General features: G+C 63.8%; 12 protein-coding genes. 6 read left to right on the top strand and 6 right to left on the bottom strand.

Translation table 11 applies throughout. The annotated features are described in order from the left end of the window. Positions 1–207 precede the first annotated feature (207 nt). The 4 genes from EOA29_RS02160 to gcvA all read right to left on the bottom strand — a co-directional run bounded on the left by EOA29_RS02160 (position 208) and on the right by gcvA (position 5,747). Positions 208–1,512 (bottom strand): ABC transporter substrate-binding protein, encoded by a 1,305-nt coding sequence (locus EOA29_RS02160; RefSeq protein ID WP_126090711.1) that lies wholly within the window; start codon positions 1,510–1,512, stop codon positions 208–210. Positions 1,513–1,651: 139 nt separating this feature from the next. Continuing rightward, entirely contained in the window at positions 1,652–2,968 is a 1,317-nt protein-coding gene (locus EOA29_RS02155) for a hypothetical protein (RefSeq protein ID WP_245468368.1), read from the bottom strand. A 322-nt stretch (positions 2,969–3,290) separates the two neighbouring features. Then, on the bottom strand, positions 3,291–4,595 hold the full coding sequence (pncB, locus tag EOA29_RS02145; protein WP_126090712.1) for a nicotinate phosphoribosyltransferase: 1,305 nt from the start codon (positions 4,593–4,595) through the stop codon (positions 3,291–3,293). A 177-nt stretch (positions 4,596–4,772) separates the two neighbouring features. Beyond that, a complete protein-coding gene (gene gcvA / locus EOA29_RS02140) occupies positions 4,773–5,747 on the bottom strand; it encodes a transcriptional regulator GcvA (protein ID WP_126090713.1) in 975 nt (324 codons plus the stop codon). Positions 5,748–5,954: 207 nt separating this feature from the next. On the opposite strand from gcvA, the gene speB reads away from it, so the two are divergent. The 4 genes from speB (at position 5,955) to EOA29_RS02120 (ending at position 9,367) form a co-directional block, all read left to right on the top strand. After that, positions 5,955–7,010, top strand: a complete 1,056-nt coding sequence (speB, locus tag EOA29_RS02135) for an agmatinase (RefSeq protein WP_126090714.1) — start codon at positions 5,955–5,957, stop codon at positions 7,008–7,010. A gap of 157 nt (positions 7,011–7,167) precedes the next feature. Beyond that, a complete protein-coding gene (locus tag EOA29_RS02130; protein ID WP_126090715.1) occupies positions 7,168–7,968 on the top strand; it encodes a transporter substrate-binding domain-containing protein in 801 nt (266 codons plus the stop codon). A gap of 89 nt (positions 7,969–8,057) precedes the next feature. Further along, positions 8,058–8,726, top strand: coding sequence for an amino acid ABC transporter permease (locus EOA29_RS02125; RefSeq protein ID WP_126090716.1), 669 nt, complete (start codon positions 8,058–8,060; stop codon positions 8,724–8,726). Further along, positions 8,723–9,367 carry an amino acid ABC transporter permease gene (locus tag EOA29_RS02120; RefSeq protein WP_126090717.1) on the top strand — a complete coding sequence of 215 codons (645 nt, stop codon included), beginning with the start codon at positions 8,723–8,725 and terminating at the stop codon, positions 9,365–9,367. The genes EOA29_RS02125 and EOA29_RS02120 overlap by 4 nt, the downstream gene beginning before the upstream one ends. A 234-nt stretch (positions 9,368–9,601) precedes the next feature. Here EOA29_RS02120 and EOA29_RS02115 read toward each other — a convergent pair whose 3' ends face one another. After that, positions 9,602–10,621: a helix-turn-helix domain-containing protein gene (locus EOA29_RS02115; RefSeq protein ID WP_210211973.1), complete on the bottom strand. Its 1,020-nt coding sequence runs from the start codon at positions 10,619–10,621 to the stop codon at positions 9,602–9,604. A gap of 123 nt (positions 10,622–10,744) precedes the next feature. Between EOA29_RS02115 and EOA29_RS02110 the strand changes: the two genes are divergently transcribed. After that, positions 10,745–11,287: a cupin domain-containing protein gene (locus tag EOA29_RS02110; RefSeq protein WP_126090718.1), complete on the top strand. Its 543-nt coding sequence runs from the start codon at positions 10,745–10,747 to the stop codon at positions 11,285–11,287. Positions 11,288–11,462: 175 nt separating this feature from the next. After that, positions 11,463–12,581 carry an acetylserotonin O-methyltransferase gene (locus EOA29_RS02105; RefSeq protein WP_245464831.1) on the top strand — a complete coding sequence of 373 codons (1,119 nt, stop codon included), beginning with the start codon at positions 11,463–11,465 and terminating at the stop codon, positions 12,579–12,581. Between the two features lie 29 nt (positions 12,582–12,610). Here EOA29_RS02105 and EOA29_RS02100 read toward each other — a convergent pair. Beyond that, a partial coding sequence (locus EOA29_RS02100; RefSeq protein WP_245468365.1) for an MATE family efflux transporter occupies positions 12,611–13,162 on the bottom strand: 552 nt, incomplete at its 5' end.

Raw genomic sequence — 13,162 nt, 5'->3', positions numbered from 1 at the left:
AGGTTGGCGCCAAGTGCACCCCCCTCTGCCCTGCCGGGCATCTCCCCCTCAAGGGGGGAGATTGGATGTCACGGCCGCCTTCGCAAATGGCGAACGTCGCAGAATGAGTGCCGGCGCGCGAGCTGCCGATCTCCCCCCTTGAGGGGGAGATGTCCGGCAGGACAGAGGGGGGTGGCTTGGCGCCCACGCTTTGCTGGTAGGGCAAGCCTAGAGCGCCTGCGCCGTGTAATCCCCTTCCGGCTCGTAGAGGCCGTCCTCGATCTTGGTCTTGTGGACGACCTTCAGCTTGCCGCCTTCGACCTTGGAGATGTTCTGGATGCCGAAGCACTGGTGGATCTTGCCGTTGAACGTCTTGGGGCCTTGCGGATGCTCCGGCCCTTCGGCGAATTCTTTCAGCGCCTCGGTGGCCTCGACCAGCTTGGCGCGGTCTTCCGGCCCCTTGTAGCCGGCATCCTCCATCGCCTTCTTGACGACGTAGAGCGTTTCCCAGCAGCCGAACATGTGCGAGGCGGTGGAAATGTCCTTCGGGTCGCCGACGGCGGCGCCATTGTCGTCGATGCCGACGGCGGCGCGATAGGCTTTCTGGGCGGCGGAATCGTCAGGCTGCGCGTAGCGCGGCGAGCCTTCCCAGAAATGGCTGCCGTCGAGGAATTCGAGGCCGGGGCTGTTGATGTCGACGGCCTCGAGCGAGTCCATGAAGCCGAAGAGCTGCGGCCTTTGCGAGCCGTAGAACTCACCGAGCTCCTTGACGAAGGTGAGCACGGCCGGGCCGACCATGACGTGGTAGATGACTTCGGTCTCGGCCGGAATCTGGGGGAAGTACTTGGTGAAGGACGACTCCGTCGGCGGGATGGCGATCTGAGCGATGACGTCGGCCCCTTGCGCCTTCAGCGCCGGCGGCAGGTAATCGCGATGGTCGTAGCCGAAGGCGAAGTCGGGGAAGATCTGCGTCACCTTCTTGCCGGCGTTCGCCGCAATCCACGGCGCCATCGACTTGATCTGGCTCTTCACGTCGGTGATGCCGGGCTGGAAGACGTAGCGGTTGAGCTTGGTCGAGGCGACATGATGGCCTTCGCTGACCACGAAATAGGGGATCTTGTTCTCGCCGGCGGCGGGCGCCGAGCCGATCACGACGTGCGAGAACAGCGTGCCGAAGACGATGTCGGTCTTGTGCTGCTTGGCAAACTTGCCGACAACCTCGGCGCCGCGCGCGGGATCGGTGCCGTCATCCTCGATCACCAGCTCGACCTTGCGGCCGTTGATGCCGCCGGCGCCGTTGATCGCCTTGACCGCGGCAGCGCTCGTCTTGTCGTACCAGCGACCGTAAGCGGCGCCGATGCCGGTGCGGTGCAACTGAAAGCCGATCCTGATCGGCGCCGAGCTCTGCGCCTGGCTGTAGCGAACGAAGCCTGGGGCCAGCGCAAGGCCGGCACCAGCGGCCATGCCCTTCAGCGCGGTGCGGCGCGTAAGAGTGGTCTTGGAGAGGTCGAAAAATCCGTTCTTGTCAGCCATGTCCGTTCCCCTGTTTTTTCAGTCTTGACCAGCGATAAGGCGGCTCGCTCCTCCTTGCTCGGAGGACGCGAAAATTGCATGTGTACAAACTAAATCACCAAAGCCGTGACCTGGCAAGCGAGCTTCCCCGGGGACACTCTCACCCAGCGGTCGGCGTGGCAAGCAGCCACAGGCCGAAGATCGTGTAGGCGATCATCAGAAGCGTCAACGGAAGCTGGCTGAGCGCCGCGCGAGAGGCTTGCGAATGCAGCCGCGCAGCGAGGCCATGCGCGACGAGCACGGCCAGCACATGACCGCCGATGATGACGCCGGCCTGCAGATTCCACAGCCACCAGGCCGACCCGGCGCCGGCCGCGACGCCCACCTCGACCAACCTGTCTGCGGTGCCGAACAGGTTCCAGCCAAGGCCGAAGGGATCGGAAAAGGCGACCAGCGCGTACTGGCCGTCGACGAGCAGCACCGTCAGGTAATGCGCGATATGATAGGCGAGCGCGATCGGCACGATCGACCACACGAGCAGGCCGGCGGCCTTGCCAAACGAATGCTCGTAACCGGCAAGGCGCTGGCCGAGAAAGACGGCGAGCGCGAACACCGCCGCGAGCAGGACGAAGGTGAGGACGAGGCCGAAGCTGCCGATGCCGATCAGCGCGGTGCGGCCCGGAAATTCCAGCGGATTGACGCCGAACAGGCCGAGCCAGAAGAAGGTCTTCGACAAGCCGTCGAAGGATACCGAAGACAGCGCCAGCAGAAGGAATGCCGTGCCGCTTGGCGGCAACGGTTCGGCGGCAAGCAGCCTGGCACCCGGCCAGCAGAGGCTGAGCCTGCCCTCGTCGCGCTGGAAGGGCGCGAAGCGGGCGACCATGGAAAAGCAGATGCCGAGGAATTCGCCGCGCCGGCTCCAGTCCTCGTAGCCGAAGGCGAGCATGGCGACAAAGCTGACCAGCCAGTAGAGGCCGGCGGCGAGAGCCAGGCGGGACGGATCATCGGGCGCCGGGTCGATAAGCTCGAACCAGGCGAAGGCGAAGAACAGCGCGAAGGCCGGCCAGAAGCCGAACCATTTGGGCAGGAGCGACCGCTGCGTCTCGTCACTACGCCTGCCTGCCAGACGGCTCACGATGCGCCAAGGCCCAAACCACGGGTTGAGCCACGACCAGAGGTCGCCGAACACGCCCTGCAACAGCGTGAAGCCGGCCCACAGCAGCGTCCAGATCGCCAGCGGGAGCGGATTGGAGAGGGGATCGCGGCTGCCGGAGATGCCGGCGGCGATGAGAAGCGCAAAGCCGGCAAAGGAAAGCAGGCTGATGATAGTGCGTGAGCCGTCGCCGAAGGTGAACAGGGAGAGGCGCCGTCGCCAGAAACTGCCGAGGGCTGCCGGCGGCAGCAGCGCCAGAACGAGGAAGCTGACGGCCACGGCAAAAGCACCGCCGGCGATGTAGTAGCCGGTTGGAAGGAGCAAGACATGGCCGCGATCGGAGGCGTGGGCGAAGGCTGGGGTTGGGAGGAGAACGAGGGCGAAGGAGACAGGGGCCAATCTGCAAAGGTGGCGCTCTATGGCGCCCCCCTCTGTCCTGCCGGACATCTCCCCCTCAAGGGGGGAGATTGGCAGCTTCTCTGCCGGCGCTTCCCCTGCAAAGCTGAAGATTGGCGAAGGTGGAGATGACAGGATAATCTCCCCCCTTGAGGGGGAGATGTCCGGCAGGACAGAGGGGGGCGCGAAGGAACTCAGCCTATCCAACTTTGCCGTCTCGCAAGGCGATGCCGAAGAACCGGCAGCGTCGTCACACCTTGACCAACTGCCTCACCCGATCCTTCTCGCCAAAAATCCTGAGATACCTTTTGATCTCCTTCTCGTCCCCCGTCGCCTTGGCGGGATTGTCGGAGAGCTTCACCGCGGGTCGGCCATTGGCTTCGCTGACCTTGCAGACCAGCGAGATGGCGTCGAGGCTGTTGGTTTCGGTCGGCGCGCAGCCCTCGAAATCATTGGTCAGGTTGGTGCCCCAGCCGAAGGACATGCGCACCTTGCCCTTGAAGTGACGATAGGTCTCCTCGATGGTCTCGACCTCGAGCCCGTCGGAGAAGATGAGAAGCTTCTGCTTCGGGTCCTTGCCCTTCTCGCGCCACCAGGAGAGGATCTTCTCGCCGCCTTCGATCGGCGGCGCGCTGTCGGGGCGGAAGCCGGTCCAGTCGGCGATCCAGTCCGGCGCGTCGCGCAAGAACGCAGCCGTGCCGAAGGTGTCGGGCAGCACGATCAGGAGGTTGCCGCCATAGTAGCGCTGCCAGTCCTGCAGCACCTTGTACGGCGCCTCCCGCAGCTCCTTCTCGGAATTGGCGAGCGCAGCGAACACCATCGGCAGTTCATGCGCATTGGTGCCGAGCGCCTCGAGGTCGTTGTCCATCGCCAAAAGCACGTTGGACGTGCCGGTGAAGGCCTCGCCGATGCCTTCCTTCAGCGCCTCGACGCACCAGCGCTGCCAGAGGAAAGAGTGGCGGCGGCGGGTGCCAAAATCGGAAATGCGGATGCCGGGCAAGGCCTTCAGGCGCTCGGTCTTGTCCCACATCTTGGCCTTGGCGCGGGCATAGAGCACGTCGAGCGCGAACGGTCCGAAGGAGCGCATGGCGGCGCGCGAGCGCAACTCGTTGATGATGGCAAGCGCCGGGATCTCCCAGAGCGTCGTGTACATCCAGGGGCCGCTGAAGGAGAGCTCGTATTGGCCGTCGCGTTTGGAGAGCTCGTAGCCGGGCAAGCGGAAGTCTTCCAGCCAGGCGAGGAATTCCGGCTCGAATATCTGCTTGCGGCCATAAAAGGTGTTGCCGCCCAGCCAGATCATCTCCTTCTTGGAAAAGCGGAGCGTGCGGGCGTGATCGAGCTGCTCGCGCAATTCGCCTTCATCGATCTCGTCGCCCAGGCGAACCGACGTCGTGCGATTGATCAGCGAGAAAGTGGCGTCGACCTTGGGATACATGCCCCAGATCATCTGCAGCATCAGAAGCTTGTAGAAGTCCGTGTCCAGCAGGCTGCGGACGATCGGATCGAGCTTCCAGGTGTGGTTATAGACGCGCCGCGCTATATCGGTCTTTGCCATACTTGCTGCCGCCTTCGTTGCTCGCTCTAGATTTGTTCCAGGCAATTCCGGACGGAAAACTGCCCGCGCACTTTTCCTGGAACGGCTTTAGCCACAAGCCTCTTAGCATCGAATTTCCGAAAGTTCTGCCCGGTTTGGGAGCTGGCCCGACAAAAAGCAGCTATGCAAGTCCAGTCATCACGACGCTGCCCTGGCGCCGATCACCTTGAGCGACGGGCGTTTCCTGCGGCTCGGCACACGGCCAGCCACGGGCGCATCGGCCCGACCCTCGTCCCGCTCCTTCTCGGCGAACAGCCAGTCGATGAAGAGCTGGACGATCGGCGCCGAGCGCATCTCGTTGCGGCAGACGACATAGAAGTCGTCGACCGCCGGCACCGACAGCGTGAAGGGCGCGACGAGCATGCCCCTGGCGAGCAAGGCGCGCGCTGTCACTGAGTCGCCGAGTGCCACGCCGTGGCCATGGACTGCCGCCTCAGTCGCCATGCGCGCGTCGCCGAGATGGTGGCGGCGGCCACGCTCCAGATCGAGCGCGTCGGCGGCGGCCAGCCAGGTGTGCCACTCACGGCCGTCGTCGCCATGCAGGAAGACGTGATCGGCAAGATCGCGGACGCTGCGGATCGGCCGGTTGTTGATCAGCGTCGGGCTGACCACCGGAAACAGTTCGAGGCCCGACCATTTGCGTATCCAGCAGTCGCTCCAACTGCCGTCGCCGTAATGCACGCAGACGTCGATATGCGGGGCGCGAATATCCCTGGCGTCGTTGGACGGGGTCAGCGTGAGTTGGATGTCCGGATATTGCGCGGTGAAGGAGCCGAGCCGCGGCGTCATCCACAACAAGAGCAGCGCCGGCACGCAGGAGACCGACAATGCCCCGGCGCTTGCCGGCCTCGTCATGCGCTGGGTGGCGGCGGCGATGCCGTCGAAGGCGGCCGAAACCGCCGGCAGGAACTCGGCGCCGTGCGGCGTCAGCTTCACGCGCTGGCCGGTGCGCTCGAAGAGTTTCACGCCGAGCGACTGCTCGAGCGCCTTGATCTGGTGGCTGACGGCGCCGTGGGTGACGTTGAGCTCGCCCGCCGCCTTGGTCAGCGAAGCGTGGCGCGCCGTCGCCTCGAAGGCGCGAAGCGGGTTCAGCGGCGGCAGGCGTTTGGCCACGGACAACTCCACAAGTTTGTGAGTTTTTCTCACAGTGATGACCCTAACAATATCAATTGATTTTTCAAAGCAGCTGCCCGACACTTTTGCCCGGAACAGCTTCAAGAGACGTGAAATCCGCAAGGCTAGCCGGCGGGCAACGATCCAGCTGGCTTGGCAATTGTCCGTGCGGGCAGCGCTGCAAGCAGTCACAGAGGAGGACCGGACATGGGTTACGATCGCGGCAAGCTCGAAGCGTTGCGCCGCAAATATGGCGAGAGCCATGGCGGCGAGATGTTCGACCCGAAATTCCGCAAGGTCGCCGACAAGATCTTCAACAAGTCAGGCACGCGGCTGGCGCCCTATTCCGGCATCCCGACCTTCCTCGCAGCGCCCTACCGGCAGGTGGCCGCCGAAAATCCCGATTTCGGCGACCTGCAGGTGGCGATGATCGGCGTGCCGATGGACCTCGGCGTCACCAACCGACCCGGCGCGCGCTTCGGACCGCGGGCGCTGCGCGCCATCGAGCGCATCGGCCCCTACAACCATGTGCTGGAATGCGCGCCGACGCACGAGCTTCGCGTCGCCGATATCGGCGACACACCGTTCCGCAGCCGCTACCGGCTGGAGATCAGCCACGAGGACATCGAAAAGCGCACCAATCAGATCGTCGACGCCGGCGTGCTGCCGCTTTCGGTCGGCGGCGACCATTCGATCAGCCATCCGATCCTGAAGGCCGTCGGCAAAAAGGCGCCGGTCGGCTTGATCCATATCGACGCCCACTGCGACACCAGCGGCCTGTTCGACATGACCAAGTTCCACCACGGCGGACCGTTCCGCAACGCGGTGCTGGACGGCGTGCTCGATCCCACCCGCACGATCCAGATCGGCATTCGCGGCTCGGCCGAATATCTGTGGGAGTTCACCTATGAATCCGGCATGACCGTCGTGCACGCCGAGGAGGTGACCGGCTTCGGCGTCCCCGCCATCATCGAGAAGGCGCGCAAAATCGTCGGCGACGGCCCGACCTACATTTCCTTCGACGTCGACAGCATCGATCCGGCCTTCGCGCCGGGCACCGGGACACCGGAAGTCGGGGGGCTGACGACGCGCGAGGTACTCGAGCTGCTGCGCGGCCTGAAAGGTCTCAACATCGTCGGCGGCGACGTCGTCGAGGTGGCGCCGCAATATGACTCGACCACCAACACCGCCCATGTCGGCGCGCAGGTGCTGTTCGAGATTCTCAGCCTCATGGTGTTCAGCCCGGCAATCAAGAAGGGCTGACGTCTGTTTATTTTCACGCAATTCCGGACGGAAGCTATGGCGAAGTCTCCAAGCCTAAACCGCGTCTCACTTTTCCTGGAATTGCTCTAACCAACACGGCCGCCGCGCTGGAGCCGGCGGCCGGTTTCAATAACAAGCTTCCAGCAGGGGAACTATAATGACACTTCGCAATGCACTGAAATCCGCCATCGCGGCAGCCATGATGCTCGCCGCCGCCGGCCTCGCCACGCAGGCGAGAGCCGACGCGGTCGACGACATCACCAAGGCCGGCGCGATCAATGTCGGCATCTTCTCGGACTTCCCGCCCTTCTCCTCGGCCAGCGCCGACATGAGCATCAAGGGCTATGACATCGACGTCGCGCAGGCGATCGCCGATTCCTTGAAGGTGAAGCTCAACCTCGTCAGCGTCACCGGCCAGAACCGCATCCCGTATCTCACCGACAAGCGCGTCGACATCCTGATGAGCGTCGGCTACTCGAAGGAGCGTGAGCAGGTGATCGACTTCGCCGCCGCCTACGCGCCCTACTACATCGCCGTCATCGGCCCGGCCGAGCTCGCCGTCAAAGGCAAGGATGACCTCGCCGACAAGTCGATCGCCGTCAACCGCGGCACGCTGGAGGATACCTCTCTGACCGAGGCGGCACCTTCTTCGGCCGACATCCGCCGCTTCGACAACTACAATTCCGTCATCCAGGCCTTCATCTCCGGCCAGACCCAACTGATGGTCGTTGGCAACGACGTCGGCGCGCAGGTGCTGGCCAAGCAGGAAGCGCTGAAGCCGGAGCAGAAGTTCCAGTTGCTCACCTCGCCCTCGCATATCGGCCTCAACAAGAACGAGGACCGGCTGAAGAAGGCGGTGAACGACGCCGTCGCCAAGATGCTGGCCGACGGCAAGCTGGACGAGAGCTCGAAGGCCTGGCTGAAGACGCCGCTTAATCCCGACAACCTCAAGGATTGATCTCCCGAGCGGTTCAGCGCCGCAAGAAGAGCTGAACCGCTCCCGCACTTGTTTCCTGCGCTACGCGCTTTCCAACAAGGCCAATCGCTATGGGCTACAGCCTCGACTTCGGCTGGCTTGCGGGTGCCGTGGGCGCGATCGCGCGCGGCGCGGCGACGACGGTCCTGCTGATCGTCGTCACCACGCTGGCGGGGACCTTGCTGAGCATCCTCGGCGCCGCCGGCAAACGAAATGGCCCGAAGCCGCTCCGGATGGCGATCGCCGCCTATGTCGAGGTGATGCGCAACACACCGTTCCTGGTGCAGCTCTTCTTCATCTTCTTCGGGCTGCCCAGCCTCGGCGTCAGGCTCGATCCGATCCTTGCCGCGATGCTGGCGATGACGCTCAACATGGCGGCCTACACGATCGAAATCGTCGGCGCCGGTCTCGACGCCGTGCCGCGCGGACAGACTGAAGCGGCGCTTGCGCTCGGCCTCAGGCCTCGCCAGGTCTTCATCAAGATCGTGCTGCCGCAGGCGCTGAAGGTGATCTATCCGGCGCTGACCAGCCAGATCGTCATCATGATGCTGGAATCGGCCGTCGTGTCGCAGATCGCGGTGCGCGAGCTGACCTATGAGGCCGATATGCTGCAGGCGCGGACCTTCCGCGCCTTCGAGACCTATCTGGTGGTGACCCTGGTCTATCTCGGCCTGTCGATGGGACTGCGCCGGCTGCTGGTCAGCGGCGGGCGCCGCGCACTCGGAGCCGGCGTGTCATGATCGAATTCACCTTCTGGGACATAGTGCGCAACCTTCTGCTTGCCGCCCGCTGGACGGTGCTTTTATCGCTGGCCGCCTTCGTCGGCGGCGCGCTGGTCGGGCTCATCGTGCTGTTCTTCCGCATAGCCAAGAACAAATGGATCAAGCGGATCGCTTCCGGCTACATCGCGCTGTTCCAGGGAACGCCGCTGCTGATGCAGCTCTTTTTGATGGTCTTCGGCCTGCCGATGCTCGGGCTGCGCATCGAGCCGTGGACGGCGGCGATGCTGGGGCTGACCTTCTTCGCCAGCGCCTATCTCGCCGAGATCTGGCGCAGCGGCGTCGATGCGCTGCCGCGCGGCCAATGGGACGCCGGCGCCAGCCTCGGGCTGCACTATCTGCAGGAGCTCAGGCTGATCATCCTGCCGCAGGCCTTCGCGATCACGCGCGCGCCGACCGTCGGCTTCCTGGTGCAGCTCATCAAATCGACGGCGCTGACCTCGATCATCGGCTTCGAGGAACTGGTGAGGACCTCCAACGCCATCAACAATGCGACCTTCGAGCCGTTCACCGTCTATGGGCTGGTGGCGCTGATCTTCTTCGTCATGTGCTTCCCGCTGACGCAATATGCACGGCGGCTCGAGCGCGCGGCAGTTCGCTGAGCTACGAGCACATCGCGCTGATGCGGCGGTGTGATACGCCACGTTGCCTTGCACGATATGAGCAAACCCCGCCAACGGGCCGACAATTGTTACACGCATCCGTGCCGGTTGAACTGAGGATGGGTTGCCCTACAGCCTTTCACGGAAACGCCGAACCGCTCCGCCTCTTTGTTTCTACGCAATTCCTGACGGAAAACCGCCACGCACTTTTCCTGGAATTGCTCTAAGCCGTAGCTACAAGAGTCGGAAACGCGCGCGATATTCGCTTGGAGTGATTGCGGACGATCTGAGCATCGCCCTGCGCAGGCTCTGCTCGTCCCCCAGACCAACAAGGCGCGCGATCCCCTTGAGCGGGAGTTTGCCGTCTTCCAGGGCACGCTTGGCAGCTTCCAGTCTCAATTGCTCGACGAACTTGGCGGGCGTCCGACCGGTTTCTTGCACGAACCTGCGCGCGAGCGTCCTTGGCGACATGGAGGCTTTGCACGCAAGTGCGTCCACCGAGAGTTCTTCATGAAGATTGCTCGATATCCACGTGATGAGGTCGGCAATCGATCCATCAGCCCGGGTCTGCGCCTCGAACGCCGTGCTGAACTGCTCCTGATTGCCTGGGCGATTGAGATAGACGACGAGGGTCCGCGCAACGTCCATTGCGACCGGTCGTCCGAGGTCTTCCTCGATCAATGCCAGAGCAAGGTCGATCCCGGCGGTCACGCCGGCAGACGTCCAAAGGTTTCCGTCCTTGATGTAGATCGGCCCGCGCTTGACTTTGGCCGCCGGACGGATTTGAGCCAGTTCGTCCAGCCAACGCCAATGGGTGGTGATTGTCTTGCCATCGGCAAGTCCGGCTTCCGCGAGAGCAAAGGCGCCGGTGCAGGCCGAACAGAGCCGGCGCATGCTCGAAGCCCGCGTGCGCAGCCATTCTAGAAATGCGTCCGAGCCGGCGGGAAGGCGACCGCCGCCGCACCCGACCACGATCAGCGTGTCGATCACCTGACCGTCCAACGCCCCCACCGGTTCCGTCGCTATCGGAAGTCCACTCCGCGTGGCGACGGGACCGCCCGACTCGGACAGTATGCGCGTTAGATAGGGATCCCGGCCACCCATCGAAGGATGTGCGCGTGCCACCGTGAAGGCTTCGAGCGGGCCGATAAGGTCGAGCGCGACCATATCGCCGATGAGCACAAAGGCGACGCACCTAGGTTCCGGCGGCGCGATAGACCTGCCTTCATCCATTGGCAGAATTTGATGGAACATTGTCATTCCGTCAACTCGCCAGGCGCCTATGTTGGGAATAGCAACGTGCGAAGCCCAGCAGTTGCGAGACCCTCCGGCAAGCGTCCTGCAGTCGCGTTTGTCCAAGTCAAGCGGAGAGAAAAGATGGAATTCAAGCGCATCGTAACGGGACAGGACCGGGACGGACGAGCCCGCTTCCTTTACAATTTTGTCGAGCCCCACCGCGAAGTCTTCATGCACGTGCCCGGTTTGGTGGTGTCGACCCTCTGGGCAACCGAAAACGAGCCTGCCATACCGGGGAAAGTAACGGATCCGGTCCCGTCGATAACCTCCCTCGTAGCGGCGCCGGGCGAGACCCGGTTCATGAAGGTCGTCTTCCCGCCCGACAGCGTTCTGGAAACCATCAATGACTGGGGCGCCGCGGGTGCCGAATACGCCAGCAGACTGCCCGGCCTCGCCGAGACCTTCGAACCGGAGCACCCCGGAATGCACACAACGCAAACCATCGACTACATCGTCCTGTTGTCGGGAGAGCTTTGGCTGGAACTGGACGATAACGAGGAACGTCATCTCACGCCCGGCGATGTCGTCGTACAGAACGGCACGCGTCATGCCTGGCGTAACCGGGGAACGGAACCCGCTACGATATTCTCGGTTATGGTCGGGGCTGATCCGGAACGGGCATGAAGCGGAGGTGATTGCATACCAGACAGAGAATTCGCTCCGATCGCCGGCATGCGCCCGATCGAGAAACTCGATGAGAGTGCGATCGATCTCGTGCCGATTTGTGGCCACCGCGCTTTCGGCGCTTTGAGCGCCGCCTTCGGCATCCGGATCATCGTCAACAGCTGAGGAGAGCGCCATGCCCGACCACAAGCACGCCGCTACGCACACGACAACGCATGCCCGCCAGCCGATCTCAGGCGAGACAAGGTTGCGTGCGGCCGATCAACCGATCGTCACCACGCAAGAGCTTCCTTCCGCCGTCCCGCTCATGGCACTTTCGACCGGCTTCTGGGCTTTCAAGACCCTGGCTGCAGCACACGAGCTGGGCCTGTTCAGTCACCTTGCCGGCGGTGCCGGCACAACGGTTGCGGAGCTGGCGGAGGCGACCGGTCTCAATCCGCGCCCGGCCGAGATGCTGTTGACCGGCTGCGCTGCGCTCGGGCTTCTGGAGAAAGCGGACGGCCGTTATCGCAATACGCCCCTAAGCGAAGCCTATCTCGTGCGCGGGAAGCCGTATTACTTCGGTGGCTTCGTGCAGATGGCCGACAAGCGGCTCTATCCGGGCTGGGGCAGACTTGCCGAGGCGCTGCGCACCAACCGGCCAACCACGTGGGACCCGGCAGTGCAATCCTCGATGTTTGACGGCGAGGATCCGACGACGCTGGCACTCTTCTGGGAGGCGATGCATTCGCTCTCCACGATGACCGCGCGCAAGCTCGGCGAAGCCGTGGATCTCGGTCAATTCCGCCACCTTCTGGATATCGGCGGCGGATCGGGCGCGTACGACATCGAGCTTTGCAAACAGTATGGGGCACTGCGTGCGACCGTGTTTGACTTGCCGCATGTGGCCGCGATCGCCGCGGGAAAAATCGCCGAGGCCGGCTTGACCGACCGTATCGAGACCGCCGGCGGCGACTTCTTCGAACAGCTTCCCAGGGATCACGACGTGCATCTCCTGTCGATGATCCTGCACGATTGGGACGAGGCGAAGGACCGCACCCTCCTGCGCCGCTCCTTCGAGGCTTTGCCGAGCGGCGGTGCAGTCGTCATCAGCGAGCTTCTCGTCAATAACGAAAAGACCGGGCCGGCGCCAGCTGCGCTGATGAGCCTCAACATGCTGATCGAGACGGAAGGGCGAAACTACACGCCGGCCGAATATTCGGCGTGGCTCGAAGAAGCCGGATTCCGCAACATCGAGACGGTCTGGTTCGACGCACCCGCCGCGAACGGCGCCGTGATCGGCCGCAAACCGTAAGACGCAAAAGGCGCAGGATCGCCGGTCGATCAATGCCCGAAGGAGAGCACCGGCGCGATGCGGTCGCGCCTGAGCCAACGCACGAGCAGCAGCGCCGCCACCACGGCCAGCCCCGACGCCAGGCCGATCCAGATGCCGGCGCCGTGGAGGCCGAAATGGAAGGCGAGCAGCACGCCGAGCGGCAGGCCGACGCCCCAATAGCCGATCGCGGCATAGATCATCGGCACCTTGGTGTCGTGCAGGCCGCGCAGCATGCCGGCGGCCACCGCCTGCGCGCCATCGAAGATCTGGAACAACGCGGCAAAGACCAGGAACGACACCGCAAGCCCGATCACCCTGGCATTGCCCGGATCGGCGAGATCGATGAAGGCGCTGATCAGAAGATGCGGCCACAGGATCATCACCAGCCCCATCAGCGCCATGAAGGAGACGCCGATGACAAAGGCGGTCCAGCCGGCGCGCGAGACGCCTTCCGGATTGCCGGCGCCATGCGCAAGGCCGACCCGCACGGTGACCGCCTGGTTAAGGCCGAGCGGCACCATGAAGGAGATCGAGGCGATCTGGATGGCGATCGCATGCGC

Origin of the sequence: Mesorhizobium sp. M1E.F.Ca.ET.063.01.1.1, assembly GCF_003998155.1 — a bacterium.
Taxonomy (GTDB): Bacteria; Pseudomonadota; Alphaproteobacteria; order Rhizobiales; family Rhizobiaceae; genus Mesorhizobium.
The sequence above is the reverse complement of the archived record's forward strand: the minus strand, read 5'-3'. Positions and strand labels throughout refer to the sequence as shown.